Source organism: Burkholderia sp. WTPI3 (genome assembly GCF_021483755.1).
Lineage (GTDB): Bacteria > Pseudomonadota > Gammaproteobacteria > Burkholderiales > Burkholderiaceae > Burkholderia.
Genome location: NZ_JAGIXF010000042.1, coordinates 12,921 through 29,303 on the forward strand (window position 1 = coordinate 12,921; position 16,383 = coordinate 29,303).

General features: G+C 69.2%; 18 protein-coding genes. 9 read left to right on the forward strand and 9 right to left on the reverse strand.

Annotated features, from left to right (window positions below):
- Positions 1-353: 353 nt before the first annotated feature.
- Entirely contained in the window at positions 354-629 is a 276-nt protein-coding gene (locus J7024_RS21880) for a hypothetical protein (protein ID WP_175752004.1), read from the reverse strand.
- Here J7024_RS21880 and J7024_RS21885 point away from each other — a divergent pair.
- Positions 622-1,173, forward strand: a complete 552-nt coding sequence (locus J7024_RS21885; protein WP_175752003.1) for a GNAT family N-acetyltransferase — start codon at positions 622-624, stop codon at positions 1,171-1,173. The two genes, J7024_RS21880 and J7024_RS21885, sit on opposite strands and share 8 nt — an antisense overlap.
- 57 nt (positions 1,174-1,230) lie before the next feature.
- Here the strand turns inward: J7024_RS21885 and J7024_RS21890 are convergent, their stop codons facing one another.
- Positions 1,231-1,641, reverse strand: a complete 411-nt coding sequence (locus J7024_RS21890; protein ID WP_124829918.1) for a VOC family protein — start codon at positions 1,639-1,641, stop codon at positions 1,231-1,233.
- Between the two features lie 150 nt (positions 1,642-1,791).
- Between J7024_RS21890 and J7024_RS21895 the strand changes: the two genes are divergently transcribed.
- Entirely contained in the window at positions 1,792-1,959 is a 168-nt protein-coding gene (locus J7024_RS21895) for a hypothetical protein (RefSeq protein WP_175751999.1), read from the forward strand.
- Positions 1,960-2,120: 161 nt separating this feature from the next.
- Positions 2,121-2,504, forward strand: coding sequence for a hypothetical protein (locus tag J7024_RS21900; RefSeq protein ID WP_124829919.1), 384 nt, complete (start codon positions 2,121-2,123; stop codon positions 2,502-2,504).
- 106 nt (positions 2,505-2,610) lie between these two features.
- Here the strand turns inward: J7024_RS21900 and J7024_RS21905 are convergent, their stop codons facing one another.
- The 3 genes from J7024_RS21905 to J7024_RS21915 all read right to left on the reverse strand — a co-directional run bounded on the left by J7024_RS21905 (position 2,611) and on the right by J7024_RS21915 (position 5,773).
- The gene (locus tag J7024_RS21905) at positions 2,611-3,381 is read right to left on the reverse strand and encodes an ABC transporter substrate-binding protein (RefSeq protein ID WP_124829920.1); all 771 of its coding nucleotides are present in this window, start codon (positions 3,379-3,381) and stop codon (positions 2,611-2,613) included.
- Positions 3,382-3,524: 143 nt separating this feature from the next.
- Positions 3,525-4,754 carry a cyanate transporter gene (locus J7024_RS21910; RefSeq protein WP_124829921.1) on the reverse strand — a complete coding sequence of 410 codons (1,230 nt, stop codon included), beginning with the start codon at positions 4,752-4,754 and terminating at the stop codon, positions 3,525-3,527.
- A gap of 176 nt (positions 4,755-4,930) precedes the next feature.
- On the reverse strand, positions 4,931-5,773 hold the full coding sequence (locus J7024_RS21915) for a helix-turn-helix transcriptional regulator (protein WP_124829922.1): 843 nt from the start codon (positions 5,771-5,773) through the stop codon (positions 4,931-4,933).
- A 96-nt stretch (positions 5,774-5,869) separates the two neighbouring features.
- Between J7024_RS21915 and J7024_RS21920 the strand changes: the two genes are divergently transcribed.
- Entirely contained in the window at positions 5,870-6,763 is an 894-nt protein-coding gene (locus J7024_RS21920; protein ID WP_124829923.1) for an SDR family oxidoreductase, read from the forward strand.
- A gap of 31 nt (positions 6,764-6,794) precedes the next feature.
- On the opposite strand, the gene J7024_RS21925 is transcribed toward J7024_RS21920, so the two are convergent.
- The 3 genes from J7024_RS21925 to J7024_RS21935 all read right to left on the reverse strand — a co-directional run bounded on the left by J7024_RS21925 (position 6,795) and on the right by J7024_RS21935 (position 9,425).
- Positions 6,795-8,171: an FAD-containing oxidoreductase gene (locus J7024_RS21925; RefSeq protein WP_124829924.1), complete on the reverse strand. Its 1,377-nt coding sequence runs from the start codon at positions 8,169-8,171 to the stop codon at positions 6,795-6,797.
- A 190-nt stretch (positions 8,172-8,361) separates the two neighbouring features.
- On the reverse strand, positions 8,362-8,961 hold the full coding sequence (locus J7024_RS21930; RefSeq protein ID WP_261323825.1) for a hypothetical protein: 600 nt from the start codon (positions 8,959-8,961) through the stop codon (positions 8,362-8,364).
- The gene (locus J7024_RS21935; protein ID WP_124829925.1) at positions 8,961-9,425 is read right to left on the reverse strand and encodes a GNAT family N-acetyltransferase; all 465 of its coding nucleotides are present in this window, start codon (positions 9,423-9,425) and stop codon (positions 8,961-8,963) included. Before J7024_RS21935 ends, J7024_RS21930 begins: the two co-directional genes overlap by 1 nt.
- Before the next feature lie 152 nt (positions 9,426-9,577).
- Here J7024_RS21935 and J7024_RS21940 point away from each other — a divergent pair, with 152 nt between their 5' ends.
- From J7024_RS21940 to J7024_RS21960, 5 genes are all read left to right on the forward strand, one after another.
- Positions 9,578-10,216, forward strand: a complete 639-nt coding sequence (locus J7024_RS21940; protein WP_096500028.1) for a LysE family translocator — start codon at positions 9,578-9,580, stop codon at positions 10,214-10,216.
- 398 nt (positions 10,217-10,614) lie between these two features.
- Positions 10,615-11,370: a DUF3348 domain-containing protein gene (locus tag J7024_RS21945; protein WP_175752001.1), complete on the forward strand. Its 756-nt coding sequence runs from the start codon at positions 10,615-10,617 to the stop codon at positions 11,368-11,370.
- A gap of 10 nt (positions 11,371-11,380) precedes the next feature.
- Entirely contained in the window at positions 11,381-14,428 is a 3,048-nt protein-coding gene (locus tag J7024_RS21950; protein ID WP_234745490.1) for a DUF802 domain-containing protein, read from the forward strand.
- 3 nt (positions 14,429-14,431) lie between these two features.
- On the forward strand, positions 14,432-15,076 hold the full coding sequence (locus J7024_RS21955; protein ID WP_124829928.1) for an OmpA family protein: 645 nt from the start codon (positions 14,432-14,434) through the stop codon (positions 15,074-15,076).
- Positions 15,073-15,717, forward strand: coding sequence for a DUF2894 domain-containing protein (locus J7024_RS21960; RefSeq protein WP_124829929.1), 645 nt, complete (start codon positions 15,073-15,075; stop codon positions 15,715-15,717). The genes J7024_RS21955 and J7024_RS21960 overlap by 4 nt, the downstream gene beginning before the upstream one ends.
- Positions 15,718-15,726: 9 nt before the next feature.
- Here the strand turns inward: J7024_RS21960 and J7024_RS21965 are convergent, their stop codons facing one another.
- Positions 15,727-16,299 (reverse strand): NADPH-dependent FMN reductase, encoded by a 573-nt coding sequence (locus J7024_RS21965; protein WP_124829930.1) that lies wholly within the window; start codon positions 16,297-16,299, stop codon positions 15,727-15,729.
- Positions 16,300-16,383 lie beyond the last annotated feature (84 nt).

Sequence of the window (16,383 nt, forward strand, 5' to 3'; positions counted from 1 at the left end):
ACCGGCCGCGCGGTGAGGTATCGGCAGGCTTGATGCCCGACGATTGCTTGTCGAATGCGATGCTGGTTTCGTTCATGATCGTATTGACGCGCTCGACCGCGGTGACGAGTTTGCCGCGAACGCCGTGAAGTTCGCGACGGCAGTATGAACGAAGCCCGGTCTGGCGGCGGGCTTTTGATTTCCGGCCCGTAGCGCCGTTCGCGATATGGATAAGCGGCCCCTCCCCAGCAGCCTGAAATTCCGAGTCGGCCATGTTCGCGCAGATCGGTCGCAGGTCAACATCCGCGAACGTCTGCGATTCCGCAATGGTGTTTGTCGTCGTCTCGGCGACAGTGGTTTGGTTTCCCATTTCCTCAAGATTCCAGCGCGTCGATCGCGTGCCGGTATGCGGGGAACAGCACGGCCGCCTTCGCGCGCAGTTCGGAGAAACAGCCGACCGCGGGATTCATCGCCATCCGCGATGGATCGATGCCGGACACCGGGCTGACCGTCGCCGGATCGGCGGCCGCGCGGTTGACACGCGCCGACGGATTGCCGACAGTGCTCGACAGCGTGGCTCGAGCATGAGCACGCTGCCGGATCTTCACGATGAAAACCGACAACAGGAACGGAGCGGTTGCAATGAGCAAGACAACAGGTTCGACCGATGCCGTCAACTACCGGCTCGCGACGCAACACGACGTCGATGCGCTGGTCGAACTGATCAACGCGGCCTACCGTCCCGCTGCCGGCGCGGCCGGATGGACGCACGAAGCGGCGCTCGTCGATGGCGCGCGCATCGGGCCGGTGCAACTTCTCGAAACGTTGCAGGCGCAGGATTCGGTATTGATCGTCGCGGCGACGCGCGGCGCGCTGGCCGGATGCATAGAAGTGCGCGCGAACGACGACACCGCGTATATCGGCACGCTGGCCGTATCGCCCTCCGCGCAGGATCGCGGGCTCGGCAAGGGGTTGTTGAACGAGGCCGAGCAATTCGCGAGTCGCCGCTGGCATCTCGCGAAGGCGGTCATGACAGTGTTGTCGGCGCGCCGTGAACTGATCGATTTCTACCTGCGACGAGGCTATGTGCGAACGGGGCACGTGACGGGGTACCCGATAAACGCAGGCGTCGGTATTCCACGCGACGCCGGCCTGACCATCGAGACGCTGACTAAAAGCATTCAGCCGGATTGATGAAACCCGGTGGCGACGTGGAGGTTGAAAGCTGTCCGCAGCTTGCCGGATCATCGACTACCCGCCGTCGGCCAGCCGCGCACGTATCTCGTCGACCGACAGATCGCGCCGGTGCGTCGCAATCTGCCAGATGTTCCCCCACGCATCCTTCACCATCGCTCGCCGGTCGCCGTACGGCATGTCGGCCGGCGCTTCGAGCGACACGGCGCTGGCCGCGACGGCACGCCGATAGGTCGCATCGACGTCCTCGACATAGACGTACAGAAACGCCGCCATCGGATCGCGGAGCCCGTCGCCGCCGCTGACCATCACGACCGAATCGCCGATCCTGATTTCGGCCGGCAGTCCCGCGCGGCATTCGCCCTGCGCCGGAAACACCGCTTTGATGAAGTCGACGAGATTTTTCGGATCGCTTACGACGATACGCGGCGTAACGGTATGCCACCCGTCGGGCTGGAACTTGATCATGGCGACCCCCCTCTGACGGATGTGCGCGAGGGTATTGTCCTCCGGGACCGGATAGCGCGCAGCGCGGCATCAGGCGCCACCGGCGTGGCTTGCCGAGGCAGGCCGCCGCCAACGTCGTGGCCCTCTCCGGTCCGGCCAGTCAGGAGCAACATGATGCTGATCGTTTTCTTTGTCGCCGCCTTTTTCGGGATCGTTGTGGCCATGTCCCGCGGCGTGTCCCGCAAGGCGGACGCGAGGCTGCGCGCGCAATACGATGCCGAGGGCGCGCGCGGCGACGTGTCGCGCCAGTTGATGCGCAATGCCGGCTACGACGTCTGAGCGCCCGTGTCCGGTCGAACGCGCCGCGTGGCGCAAGGCGATCGCAAGCTGCGACGATGCGCCGACCGGCATGCCGGGCCGACGCACCGGCACGGCCAATGCGGATGGTTGAGCGCCGACGGACATGCTAGGATTTCCGTCAAACAACTTCGGAGATTGCCATGCCGTTCATCTGCGAAAACGTTGAATGCCGTGCCGTGCTGGCTCGAGGGCAGGTCAGGTCCCGCCAGGAGGACCCGGGCTGGTGCTTCTACTGCCCGGACTGCAAGACGAGGAACGCGTTGAAGGATATCGGCGCAGTCGGCGGCCCTGTCGAGCTGGTCCAGCCCGAGGGCACCAGTCTGCCGCACCGGATCATCGCGGTGGCCCGACCGCTGGACGACGGCAGATATGCGGCGCAGCTGCGCGTGCAGCGCGCGCTCGCGGTGAAGGGAACCTACGCGGCCGAAGAGCACTGGGACGAGCTTGGCGTCTTCCCCGATGCACAAGAGGCCGTCGCGCATGCGAAGTCGTTTGCAACGAATTTGCTGGCGACGGCGGCGTAATGCACGGCCGCACGGCCTCGACGGCTCGACTACCTGAAACGACGAACGAAGAAGCGGCGTCGTGCGTGCGCGCACGACGCCGCTCGGCGTCTTCCGCTCGCGTTCGTCAGTTGTAAATATCGAACGAGAAATACTTCTTCGCGATCCGCTGATACGTACCGTCCTGAATCAGGCTCGCGAGCGCCTGGTTGATTTGCATGCGCAGCGCATCGTCGTCCTTGCGCATGCCGATCGCCGAGCCGACGCCCAGCGTCTTCGGATCGTGCAGCGCAGGCCCCGCGAACGCGAAGTTCGCGCCCTTCGGCGTCTTCAGGAAACCGAGGTCCGCCTGTACCGACGATTGCAGCGATGCGTCGAGCCGCCCCGACAGCAGGTCCTGGTAGACGAGATCCTGCGTCTGGTACGTGCGCACGATCACGCCCTTCGGTTCCCAGTACGTGCGCGCATAGGTTTCCTGCGTCGTACCCTGCTCGACGCCGACGCTCTTGCCGGCCAGCGACGCGGGCGTCGGCTGCAGGTTCGAGCCGCGCCGCGCGACGAGCCGCGGCGGCACGTTGTTGATCTTGTCCGTGAACGCGATCTGCGCGAGGCGCTTCTCCGTCACGCTCATCGACGACAGCACGCCGTCGAACTTGCGCGCCTTCAGCGCGGGGATCATCCCGTCGAACGCATTCTCGACCCACACGCAGCGCACCTTCATGCGTTCGCAGATCGCGTTGCCCAGGTCGATGTCGAAGCCGACGAGCTTGCCGTCGGGCGCGAGCGATTCGAACGGCGCATAGCTGGGATCGACGCCGAGGCGCAGGACGGCAGGGTCCTTCGCGGCTGCGGCGCCTGCCGTCAGCGCGAGCGCGACGGCCATGACGAGCTTTTTCATGGTTGTCTCCATTTACCGGCTGGTTTTGTTTGAGGTGAAGCGATACTGCGGCCGATTGGCGTGACCGCCCGCGCCCGGCCGTGCAGCGGGCGGTGGCCGGTCGCCGGACGATGCCGGCGTCCGTCCGGGTCAGGGAATCCGGTTCAGTGCGAGGCGCCGGTGATGCGCGCCATGCTGCGCCGGTAGCCGGCAGGGGAGAACGTCGCGTTCAACGCGGCCATCGAGGCGATCACGCCGATGTGCATCCACCACGCGACCGCGAAGCCGCCGCCCGCGTCGCGCAGCCAGCCGATCAGCCAGGGGCTCGACGCGACGGTCAGGAAGCCGATGCCCTGCACGAACGCGGCGAGCGCACCAGCGAGCCGCGCATCCGGCAGGTGGTCGAGCGTGACGATCAGGCTCATCGAGAAGAAGCCGCCGAGCCCGAGGCCGGCGCTCGCGACCCACGCCCACGGCGCGAGTGCAGGCATCGTCGCGAAGCCGACGAAGCCGGCCGTCTGCAGCGCGAGCGTGAGCCACAGCACCGGGCGGCGATCGTGCGCCCGTTTCGCGAGCATCGGCATCGCGAGCGCGCCGGCCGCCTGGAACAGCGCCATCCACGCGAGCAGGTTGCCGCTCGCCTGCGGGCTCATGCCGACGTTGCGATAGAACGCGGGCAGCCACGCGACCAGGCTTGCGTAACCGCTGTTGCTGAGGCCGAAGAACAGCGCGAGCTGCCATGCGCGCGGAATCCGCGCGAACGCGGCGACGGGCGCCGATACCGCTGCCGCATGCGCGGTGTCGTGCGGCGCCTTCGCGCGCCACAGCGCGAGCGTGACGAGGGCGGGCACGGCCCACACGGCGAGCGACAGATGCCAGCCGCCGTGCGCGGCGAGCCAAGGGCTCGCGACCGCGCCGAATGCGCCGCCGCCGACCAGCGCGGCCGAATAGAGGCCCATCGCGAGCGGCAGCCGGTCGACGAACCAGCGTTTCGCGAGGCCCGGCGCGAGCGACTGGACCACCGCGACGCCCGCGCCGGCGGCGATCGCCGTGACGATCAGCCCGGTGCTGCTGCCCGTCCACAGGCGGGCGGTGCAACCGGCGGCGATCAGCGCCAGCGCGCCGGTCAGCGCGCGCTGTTCGCCGATGCGGCGCGCCAGCCCGACGCCGATGCCGGCCACGACGCCCATCAGCACGAACGGCAGCGTGGTCAGCAGCGCGGCCGCGCGAAAGCCGAGGCCCGTGTCGGCGCGCACGAGGTCGAGCACGGGGCCGAACGCGGTCAGGAACGGACGCAGGTTGAGGCCGGCCAGCACCAGCAGCGCGAGCGCGCCATAGGACGCGGAAGCTGCGTGCGGGCGGGGAACGGCTTGGGCGGTGCCAGGGTCGGTCAACGGAATGCTCCAGGGTGGGCCGCAGGCCCTGTGATGCGATGCCGAAAGGGTAAAGGCGCGCCCCGCCAGGGGAAAATTAAATATTCGACTGGGTATCAGTGCGGAATGCGATGGATTGGCGCGGTGTTACGGGGCCGGATGGAAGCGGCCCGCGGGGCGTGCGGTTTCGCGCGGCGCTATGCGGCAGGGGCCTGCTTCCGCGCCGCGACGAGCGTCTGGATCCGCGCACGATCGGCCGCCGACGCGGGCGTGAAGATCACGAGGCTCAGGTCCGGGCGGCCGGTCACCGAGAATGCGGAGTATTCGAGCGCGATCCGGCCGGCCTGCGGATGACGGATTTCCTTCGTGCCTTCGTCGTGCGAACGGATGTCGTGGTCGCGCCACATCGCGTCGAATTCGGCGCTCGTCGCGCGCATCTCGTCGACGAACGCCTGCACGGTCCGCGTCGCGCCGCCGCGTGCGATGTCGGCGCGAAACGCGCCCACCGCGAACCGCGCGACGCGCTCCCAGTTCGGCTGCGCGTCGCGCACGCCGGCGTCGACGAAGATCAGCCGCAGGATGTTGCGCGCGGGCGGCGGCAGCGTCGCGTAGTCGGTCAGCGTCGCGGCTGCCGCGTCGTTCCATGCGACGACGTCCCACGTCGCGGTACGCATGATCGCGGGGCTCGCGTCGAGCGAATCGAGCACGTGCTGCAGGCGCGGCGTCACGCTGCTGCTCGCGTGATAGCGCACCTCGGGCGGATGGCCGAGGCCGATCAGGAACAGATGCTCGCGCTCCGCGTCGTTGAGCAGCAGCGCGCGGGCGAGCCGGTCGAGCACGTCGGCGGACGGCGCGCCGCCGCGCCCCTGTTCGAGCCACGTGTACCACGCGGCGCTCACGTGCGCGCGCTGCGCGACTTCCTCGCGCCGCAGGCCCGGCGTGCGGCGGCGCGCGGCCGGCAGCCCGAGCGCCGCCGGGTCGAGTTTCTCGCGGCGGTCCCGAAGGTACGCGCCGAGCAGGTTGTCGGGTGCGTCTGCCATAGCCTGTTGGTTCGTTTACCGGTAAACCGTCACGTCTTCACTGCGCGCGGCGGTCGACAGATAGTAATCCCTCCATTTCATCCGGAGGTGCTGAACATGCGTGTCTTTGTTACGGGAGCATCGGGGTTCGTCGGTTCCGCGGTCGTCGCCGAGTTGCTGGCGGCCGGGCATTCGGTGCTCGGCCTCGCGCGTTCCGACGCGGCCGCCGCGTCGGTCGCGGCCGCGGGCGCCGAAGTCCAGCGCGGATCGCTGGAAGATCACGACAGCCTGACGCGCGGTGCGCAAGCCGCCGACGCGGTCATCCACACGGGATTCAATCACGACTTCTCGCGCTTCGCGGAAAACTGCGAACTCGACCGCCGCGCGATCGAAACGATCGGCGACGTGCTCGCGGGCTCGGCGCGTCCGTTGATCGTGACGTCGGGTCTCGCGCTCGTCGCGCCCGGCCGCGCGGCGACCGAGGACGATCCGCACGTGCCGGTGTCGGCGGTCTATCCGCGGGCGTCGGAGGCGACGGCGGTCGCGCTGCACGCGCGCGGCGTGCATGCGTCGGTCGTGCGGCTGCCGCCGTCCGTGCATGGCGACGGCGATCACGGCTTCGTGCCGCGCCTGATTGCTTTCGCGCGGGAAAAGGGCGCATCGGTCTACGTCGGCGACGGCGGCAACCGCTGGCCGGCCGTGCATCGGCTCGATGCGGCGCGCGTGTACCGGCTCGCGGTCGAACGCGGTGCGGCCGGTGCGCGCTATCACGCGGTCGACGATACGGGGGTGCCGTTCCGCGAGATCGCGGCAGTGATCGGCCGCAGGCTCGACGTCCCGGTGGTCGCGAAATCGGCGGAGCAGGCCGGCGAACACTTCGGCTGGTTCGCGATGTTCGCGGGGATGGATGCGCCCGCAACGAGCGAGCGCACGCGTGCGTGGCTCGACTGGGCACCGCGGCAGCCGGGCCTGGTCGCCGACATCGACCGGCCGCGGTATTTCGAAGGCTGACGGGGCGCGCGCGAGCCGCCTGTCGCTGTCGTCACCCGACCGGATGCAGATCCTGCAGCAACGTCGGCACGAGCTCCGACACGGTCGGGTGGATGTGCATCGCGCGGCTGATCGTCGTATACGGCGCGCCCGCGGCCGTCACGTCGAGCATCCCGTGGATGACTTCGTCGCCCGTCACGCCGAGGATCGCCGCGCCGAGAATCGCGTGACTGTCCGCGTCGACGATCACCTTCATGAAGCCCTGGCTCTCGCCTTTTTCGACGGCACGGCCCACGCGCGTCATCGGGCGCGTGCCGGCCAGCAGCCGACGGCCGGTCTGCCTCGCTTCCGCAAGTGTCATGCCGATGCGGGCGAGCGGCGGATCGATGTACATCGCGTACGCGGCGATGCGATCGGATACCTTGCGCGGATCGCCGTCGAGCAGGTTGGCCGCGACGATCTCGTAGTCGTTGTACGCGGTGTGCGTGAACGCGCCGCGCCCGTTGCAGTCGCCGAGCGCCCAGATGCCGGGCACGCTGGTGCGCAATTGTTCGTCGACTGTGATGTAGCCGCGCGCATCGGTCGCGACACCGGCCCGCTCGAGCCCGAGATCGTCGGTGTTCGGCACGCGGCCGACCGCGAGCAGCAGATGCGAGCCCGCGACTTCGCGGCCGCCGCCCGTGCAGTCGAGACCGACCACGATGCCGTCGCCGTCACGCCGCGCGTTCAGGCAGTTCGCGTCGAGCTGCACGTCGATGCCTTCGTTCGCGAGAATCTCGCGCACCGCTTGCGATACGTCCTCGTCCTCGCGATGGATCAGCCGCGCGCCCTTCTCGACGATCGTGACCTGCGAGCCGAAGCGGCGATACATCTGGCCGAATTCGAGCCCGACGTAGCTGCCGCCGATGATCACGAGATGCTCGGGCAGGAAGTCGACGTCCATCATCGTCGAGTTGGTCAGGTACGGCACCGAGTCGAGCCCCGGCATCTGCGGAATCTGCGCGCGCCCGCCGACGTTGACGAAGATGCGGTTCGCCTCGAGCAGCGCGTCGCCCACGCGCACCGCGTCGGCGCGCTCGAAGCGGGCATGGCCCTGAAATACGGTCGTGTTGTCGAGCCCGCGTACCCATTGCTCGACGCCGTGGTTCGAGCGGCCGGAAATCCGGTCCTTGCGCGCCTTCACGGCTTTCATGTCGACGCTCACGGGGCCGGCCGACACGCCGTATTCTTCGGCGCGCCGGGCGAGCTGCGCGGCGTAAGCGCTCGCGATCAGCGTCTTGGTCGGGATGCAGCCGGTGTTGACGCAGGTGCCGCCGAAGCGGCCGCGCTCGACGATCGCGACTTTCATGCCGGCGCCGGCGAGCCGCGCGGCGAGCGGCGGCCCGGCCTGCCCGGTGCCGATGACGATCGCGTCGAAGTGTTGCGTCATGACGTCCTCCTGCGCGGGTTCAACGTGGGAAGGGGGCGTGCGCAAGCCGCATGCCGCGCCGGCGCGCCCGAACGGCGACGAGCGCCTATGGTAGACCCGTTGGCGTGCGCTCGCGAGTGCGGCGCGGCGGGGACGTATCGCGTTGAAGGAAGGCGCCGGCGCCGGCATTACAACGCGCCGCGCGCAGTCTTCATTCCTTGCGTTGCCACTGGCTGAACGACACCGGCCGGTGCGCATCGGCGCGCACCGAGCTGACGAAATCGGGCTTGTCGGGCTCGAGCGGGAACGATTCGGTGTAGATCTGGCTGGCGAACACCCAACCATGCGTGCGCGGGTCGTAGCGGAACGTCACGTAGTCGCTCCAGTGCTGCCCGCACGCGACGTCGTTCTGCACCGTGAAATAGCGCCCCTTCACCGCGATCCCGCCGTCGGCGGCGTCTTCCGGATCGAACGGGTCGCACTGCAGCGCGTCGTTCGCGTGGAGCACGACGCTGTCGTTGCGCGCGGTGAGCCGGTACGTGTGGTCGGCCTGTTCCTCGTAGATGAGCAACGGGCGCGGCGACGGCCGCTCGCGCGTATCCACCGCGCGATGCACGACGACGAGCAGGCTGTGCCGCCCGTCGGCGAGCGCCGGCCCCGTCTGCGCGACGAACGGCAGGTAGCCGGCCGGCAGTTGCGCGGCGACCGACGGCGGCAGTGGCGGGGCCGCGTGTGCATGGCAGCACCACGCGGCGAAAAACGGAACGAGAGCCCGGCGAACCGCCGCGGCCGGCGCGCGCACCGCACCCATCACAGAGCCTTGCCGAGAAATTCGGTGCCCGGCACCGGATTGAACGCGACGGGCGGCGCGGGCGTGAAGCCGAGCGATGCATACAGTTGCCTTGCAGCGACGAACTCGGGCAGCACGTCGAGACACATCCGCGCATAGCCGGCCGCCTTCGCATCGTGCAGCAGCCGTTCGACGAGCTGGCGGCCGACGTTCAGTCCGCGCGCTTCGGGACGCACGTACACGCGCTTCATCTCGCACGTTGCCGCGTCGATTTCGCGAAACGCCGCGCAACCGACCGCGCGCTCGCCGTGCCACGCGAGCAGCAGTTGCCCGCGCGGCGTCGCGTATTTGCCCGGCAGCGCGGCGAGCTCGGGCTCGTAGTCCTGGAACGCGAGGCTGACGGCGGGGCTTGCGATGTACTCGCGGAAGATCGCTTCGACGGCGGCGGCATCGTCCGGATAGCGGGCGGCGCGGATCTCGATCATGGCGGCGGTGCGGGAGGGCGGGAACGGCAGCCAGCATAACAGCGCGCGGACGCTTTCGGTGGTCCGCGAAGCGTGCCAGAATCATCGGCCTCACCGTCGGGAAACGACGCGCAGGCGCCGGCGCATCGGCGTCACTGTTCCAGGAGACTTCGATGACTGCATCGGCTGCCGTACTCGCCATTCTGGCCGCGCTGTGGCTTGGCGCGATGATTCCGGGCCCGAGCTTCGTGCTGGTGGCCCGCAACTCGATCGGGCTGTCGCGCCGCGACGGGCTTGCCACCGCGCTCGGCATGGGCGTCGGCGGGATCGCGTTTGGCGGCGTCGCGCTGGCCGGGCTCTACACGCTGCTGCAGGCGGTCGAATGGCTGTACGTGGGGCTCAAGCTGGCGGGCGGCGCGTATCTGATCTACATGGCGTCGAAGATCTGGCGCGGCGCCGACCGGCCGATCGCGATGGACGATCCGCAGGCCGGCGTCGCCGGCAGCGCGCGCAAGTCGTTCTGGACGGGCCTCACGACCCAGCTGAGCAACCCGAAGACGGCCATCTGGTACGGCAGCATCTTCGCCGCGCTCCTGCCGCAGCATCCGCCGCTGTGGTGCTACCTGGCGCTGCCGCCGCTCGTGTTCGGCGTCGAATTCGGCTGGTACACGATCGTCGCGCTGTGCTTCTCCACGCGCCGTCCGCGCGAGCTCTACCTGCGCGCGAAGAAGTGGGTCGACCGCGTCGCGGCCGGCGCGATCACGTTGCTCGGGTTGCGGCTGATCCTGAACGCGCCGAAGGCGGGCATCTGACGGACGGCGACGGCGGTATCGCCGGGCGGATGCCCGGTTTGTTTCATGGCCGATGACGTGCCCGGCAAGCCCCCCGCCGCGGCGGCCTGCCTCGGGCACGCATCTCCCCGGCGGGTGCCGCGCGGGCGTCGCACGCGGGTGACCGAATCCTGATTCAGCGAACGTCGCCGGCCATGCCGACCGTGGGCCGCGGCGATAGCGGAGCAGTTTCGGCAGGCGGCCATCGGCGTCGCCTGCATCGCACCGGCACACTCCACACCCCCACCGTCGACCCGCGAGCCTTGTGCGGCGGGCATTCGCGCCCGTTGCGCGGTATGCCGAATCCGGCCGCTTCCCCGATTCTGGCGGTCGACCTCCCGACGACGTGTAAACTGCTGCCTTTTTTGACGGTTTGCAGCATGGTGCAAGCTCCCCCGCGCCCGGCGCTGAGCGGTCCGACGCTCGTCCGGCTGCTCGCGCGCCTGACCGATGCCGACGTCGCGGAATCACGGCAGACGCTGTCGGACCGCCTGAGCCAGTGGCTTGGCTGGACCGACGCGATCACGTTGTCGTCCGCGCTCAGTGCGAGCCCGCCCGGCGTCGCGGCCGGCGTGCGTGGTTACGACGCCGAGCGCGACTACGCGCGCGTGCGCCACGAACTCGCGCAGGCGATCACGACCGCCAATCGCCCGCGCACGCGGCGGCGCCCCGGCGAGATGCCGCCGCCACCTGCCGACACGGCCGATTTCGCGGACTTCCGTCAACGCTGTCTGTCCCTGCAACAGGAGATGGAGACCGCGATCGGCCAGTTGCGCGGCCGCCTGCGGGTCGCGCTCGCCGCGCGCTCGTCCGGAATGGCGCGGCTCGCGGCGCTCGACGCGATCATGGAACGCGTGCTCGGCGCCCGCGAGCGCAGCTTGCTGTCCGCCGTGGCCGCGCTGCTCGGCACGCGTTTCGAGCGGCTGCGCGACGCGGAGCGGCAGGCGCTCGCCGCTGCGCAGGCAGCGGCCGATGGCGATGGTGCGGCCGCGGCCGATGTGCCGTCCGCCGCGGCGATCGTGCCCGGCACGTGGCTCGACACGTTCCGCGACGAGATGCAAGGCATCCTGCTCGCCGAACTCGAAGTCCGGTTTCAAACGGTAGACGGGCTGCTCGCGGCCCTTCGTACCTGCTAATCAATACGCTATGTCCAGAATTCGTCTCGATCTCGTTGTCTTCATCGCCGGCTTGCTCGCAGTGTGCTGGATCGGCGCCGGCTATGCCGCGTCGAACCCGCTCGCGGCGGCCGTCACGCTGCTGATCGGCGCGTGCTACGTCGCCGGTGCGTGGGAGCTGCAACGCTACCGCCAGGCGACCGCCACGCTGTCGCACGCGGTGGCCGGCCTGACCGAGCCGCCCGCCAGGCTCGACACGTGGCTCGATACGCTGCACCCGGGCCTGCGCGGCGCCGTGCGTGCACGTGTCGAGGGCGCGCGCGTCGCGCTGCCCGGCCCGGCGCTCACGCCGTATCTCGTCGGCCTGCTCGTGCTGCTCGGCATGCTCGGCACGCTGCTCGGGATGGTCGTCACGCTGAAGGGCACGGGCGCCGCGCTCGAAAGCGCGACCGATCTCGACGCGATCCGCGCATCGCTGATCGCGCCGGTGAAGGGGCTCGGGTTTGCGTTCGGCACGTCGATCGCCGGCGTGGCGACATCCGCGATGCTCGGCCTGTTGTCCGCGCTCGTGCGCCGCGAGCGGATCGACGCGGGCCAGCAGCTCGACGCGAAGATCGCGACGACGCTGCGCGTGCATTCGTCCGCGCACCAGCGCGACGAATCGTTCCGGCTGCTGCAGCGCCAGGCCGACGTGATGCCGGCGCTGGTCGACCGGCTGCAGACGATGATGGCGACGCTCGAGGCGCGCAGCGTCGCGCTGCACGACCGCCAGATCGAAAGCCAGCAGGCGTTCTTCGAGCGCACCGAGCGTGCGTATGCGGGCCTCGCGTCGAACGTCGGCGACGCATTGAAGGAGAGCGCGGCCGAAAGCGCGCGCGTGGCCGGGGCCGCGTTGCAGCCGGTCGTCGCGGCGACGATGACCGGGCTCGCGCAGGAGATGGCCGCGCTGCGCGACACCGTGACGGGCGCCGTGCAGCGCCAGCTCGACGGGCTGACCGACGGCTTCGAGAAGACCACCGGCGACGTGACGGCCGTCTGGAACCGCGCGATCGACGCGCAGCGCCGGGCCGGCGACGCCGTCGCGCAGCAGTTGCAGACGACGCTCGGCCAGTTCACCGACACTTTTGCACAGCGCTCGACGGACCTGCTCGACGGCGTCGCGACGCGCCTCGAATCGACCGAAACCCGCTTGTCCGATGCGTGGCGCGACGCGCTTGCACGTCAGGAGCAGGTCGGCGAGACGCTGGCCGGCCAGCATGCACGCGCGCTGGGCGAAGCCGCCGCGACGTTCGAGCGGCACTCGGGCGCGACGCTTGCGTCGATGCGCGAGTCGCATGCGGACCTGCAGACGCAACTGGCCGCACGCGACGAAGCGCGTCTGTCCGCGTGGAACGCTTCGCTTGCCGCGATGGCCGCGAAGCTCGGCGATGAGTGGCAGCGCGCCGGCGCGCATAGCGCAAGCCGTCAGCAGGAAATCTGCGACGCCCTCGCACAGACCACCCGCGAGCTGACCGCACAGGCGGCGACGTTCGAGCAACGCTCGAACGATTTGCTGTCGACGATCCGCGATTCGCATACGGGCCTGCAAACGCAACTCGCGGCGCGCGACGAAGAACGTCTGTCGACGTGGAACGCCTCGCTCGCGGAAATGGCGACAAAGCTTGGCGACGAATGGCAACGCGCAGGCGTGCATAGCGCAGGCCGTCAGCAGGAAATCTGCGACGCCCTCGCACAGACCACCCGCGAGCTGACCGCACAGGCCGCGACGTTCGAACAACGCTCGAACGACCTGCTGTCGACGATTCGCGATTCGCACACGGGCCTGCAAGCGCAACTGGCCGCACGCGACGAAGAACGTCTGTCGACGTGGAACGCCTCGCTCGCGGAAATGGCGACGAAGCTTGGCGACGAATGGCAACGCGCAGGCGTGCATAGCGCAGGCCGTCAGCAGGAAATCTGCGACGCCCTCGCGCAGACCACCCGCGAGCTGACCGCACAGGCGGCGACCTTCGAGCAACGCTCGAACGATTTGCTGTCGACGATCCGCGATTCGCACACGGGCCTGCAAGCGCAACTGGCCGCACGCGACGAAGAACGTCTGTCGACGTGGAACGCCTCGCTCGCGGAAATGGCGACGAAGCTTGGCGACGAATGGCAACGCGCAGGCGTGCATAGCGCAGGCCGTCAGCAGGAAATCTGCGACGCCCTCGCGCAGACCACCCGCGAGCTGACCGCACAGGCGGCGACCTTCGAGCAACGCTCGAACGATTTGCTGTCGACGATCCGCGATTCGCACACGGGTCTGCAAGCGCAACTGGCCGCACGCGACGAAGCGCGTCTGTCCGCCTGGAACGCCTCGCTCGCCGCGATGGCTGCCGCGCTGCGCGACGAATGGGCGCGGACGAGCGCGCAGGCCGAAACGCGCCAGCAGGACATCTGCGACACGCTGACCCGCACCGCGAACGACATCACCGCGCAGGCGCAGGTGCATGCGAGCGATACGATCAACGAAATCTCGCGCCTCGTGCAGGCTGCGTCGGAAGCACCGAAGGCCGCGGCCGACGTCGTCGCCGAGCTGCGCCAGCGCCTGTCCGACAGCATGGTGCGCGACACCGAGATGCTCGAGGAGCGCGGCCGCCTGCTCGCGACGCTCGAAACGCTGCTCGGCGCGGTCAACCACGCGTCGACCGAGCAACGCACCGCGATCGACGCACTCGTCAGCACGTCGGCCGATTTGCTCGATCGCGTCGGCGCGCGCTTCAACGACACCGTCGATGCCGAAACGCGCAAGCTCGATTCGGTCGCCGCGCAGGTGACGGCGGGCGCCGTCGAGGTCGCGAGCCTAGGCGATGCGTTCGGCGCGGCCGTGCAGGTATTCGGCGAGTCGAACGACAAGCTGCTGACCCATCTGCAGCGCATCGAGGCCGCGCTCGAGAAATCGCTCGCGCGCAGCGACGAGCAGCTCGAGTACTACGTCGCGCAGGCGCGCGAGGTGATCGACCTGAGCATGATGTCGCAGAAGCAGATCGTCGAAGACCTGCAGCATCTCGCCGGGCGGCGGGCATCGGTCGGAGCGTAACGCATGCACGACGAAATCGACGACGGCGCGCCTTCCGCGCCGGTGTGGCCCGCGTTCGCCGACCTGATGTCGGTGCTGCTCGGTGCGTTCGTGCTGATCCTCGTCGGCGTGATCGGCATGCAGCTGCAGCTCACGTCGAAGCTCGAGGAGGCCGTGCGTGCGCGTCAGCAGGAGGCGCAGCAGCGCAAGTCGCTCGAACAGGCGCTCGCCGGGCCGCTTGCGGCCGGCCGCGTGACGCTCGTGAACGGCCGCATCGGCATCAGCGGCAACGTGCTGTTCGCGCTGAATTCCGATCAGTTGCAGCCCGCGGGCAGCGATCTGCTGAAGACGCTGGCCGGCCCGCTGGCCGCGTACCTGAAGACGCGCGACGAGATCCTGATGATCAGCGGCTTCGCCGACGATCAGCAAGTGCGCGCCGGCAACCGCCAGTTCGCGGACAACTGGGAACTGTCGGCCAAGCGTGCGCTGACCGTCACGCGCGCGCTGATCGATGCGGGCGTGCCTGCATCGTCGGTGTTCGCGGCCGCGTTCGGTTCCGAACAGCCGGTCAGCTCGAACGCGGACGATGAAGGCCGCGCGAAGAACCGCCGCGTGGAAATCGCGCCGGTGCCGCGCAAGACCGCGTCGAACGGAGGGCGTGCGAAGTGACGGGCGACGCGACGCAGGTACGCGCAATGCTCGACGCCTGGCGCGAGCAGGGCGCCGATCGGCTCGACCCGGTGCGCTTCCATCGGCTCGACGCGCTCGAAAGGCGCGTGGCCGCGCTGGAAGGCGATGCGCGCGCGTTGCTCGATGCGCGTCTCGCGACGCTGCTGGACGGTTTTGCGGAGATCGTCGCGCGGGCCGACGACGCGGCGACTGCGTGCGAGAGTGTGCAAGCAACCGCGCAGATGCCCCCGCGCGGCGCGCTCGGCGGCCTCGTCGAGCGTCTCGCGCGCGATGCGCAGGCCGACCGGCGCGGACTCGATCCCGAACTGATCGACTACTTCCGCACGATATGGTCGAAGGTGCGCACCGAGCAGCAGTATCGCCAGTCGCTCGACCAGGTGCCGCGCAACGCGGGGCCGCTCAATTCGAACAGCCTCGTGCACCGGTCGCTCGCGACGATGCGCGAGCTGTCGCCGGAATACCTGCAGCAATTCCTGTCGTATATCGATGCGCTCGCGTGGCTCGAGGATCTGGCCGGCGGCGGCGCGCAACCCGAGAAGGAAGCGCCGCGCGCGAAGGCCGCGAAACCGGCGAAATCGCCGAAGCCGGCGCGCAAGACCACGCGCCCCAGGGCGCGATAACGCGCGTCGTCAGTTGCGTGGCGGCTGCATGTCGATCGCCGCGCGCAGCGCGTGCAACGCATCGGCTAGCGCCGATGCGAACGGCGGATGCGCGGCGATACCGGCCGCATCGAGCTGGCTGCCGAGGATCGGCAGCGCGATCGACGCAGGTTCGACGATGCGCGCCGACATCACCGACAGCGTCTCGCGCAGCGCCGCGTCCGCATGCGTTGCGCGCGGCGACGCATTCAATACCGCGACCGGCTTGTACACGACGGCTTCGCATCCGACGACCCAGTCCAGCGCATTCTTCATCACCCCCGTCACGCCGTGCGCGTATTCCGGGCTCGAGATCAGCACGCCGTCGGCGGCGTTCAGGCGCTCGATCAGGTCGCGGACCGCGGCCGGCGACGGAAATTCGGCATCGGGATTGAACAGCGGAAATTCGCCGAGGCGATCGAAGCGCGTGATGTGCATGCCGCGCGGTGCGACGCGCGCGGCCGCGTCGAGCAGCGCGGCGTTGTACGACTGCGCACGAAGGCTGCCGCACAACGCGACGATGTCGATGCGGCGCTCGGAATCGGTTCGGGGTTCGGTGGACATCGGAGAGCGTATCGGTTGGCGGAATGCGCGGCGGCGTCGCGCGGACCGGACGGATTATCGCATCGGTGCGCGCGCGGCGTGAGG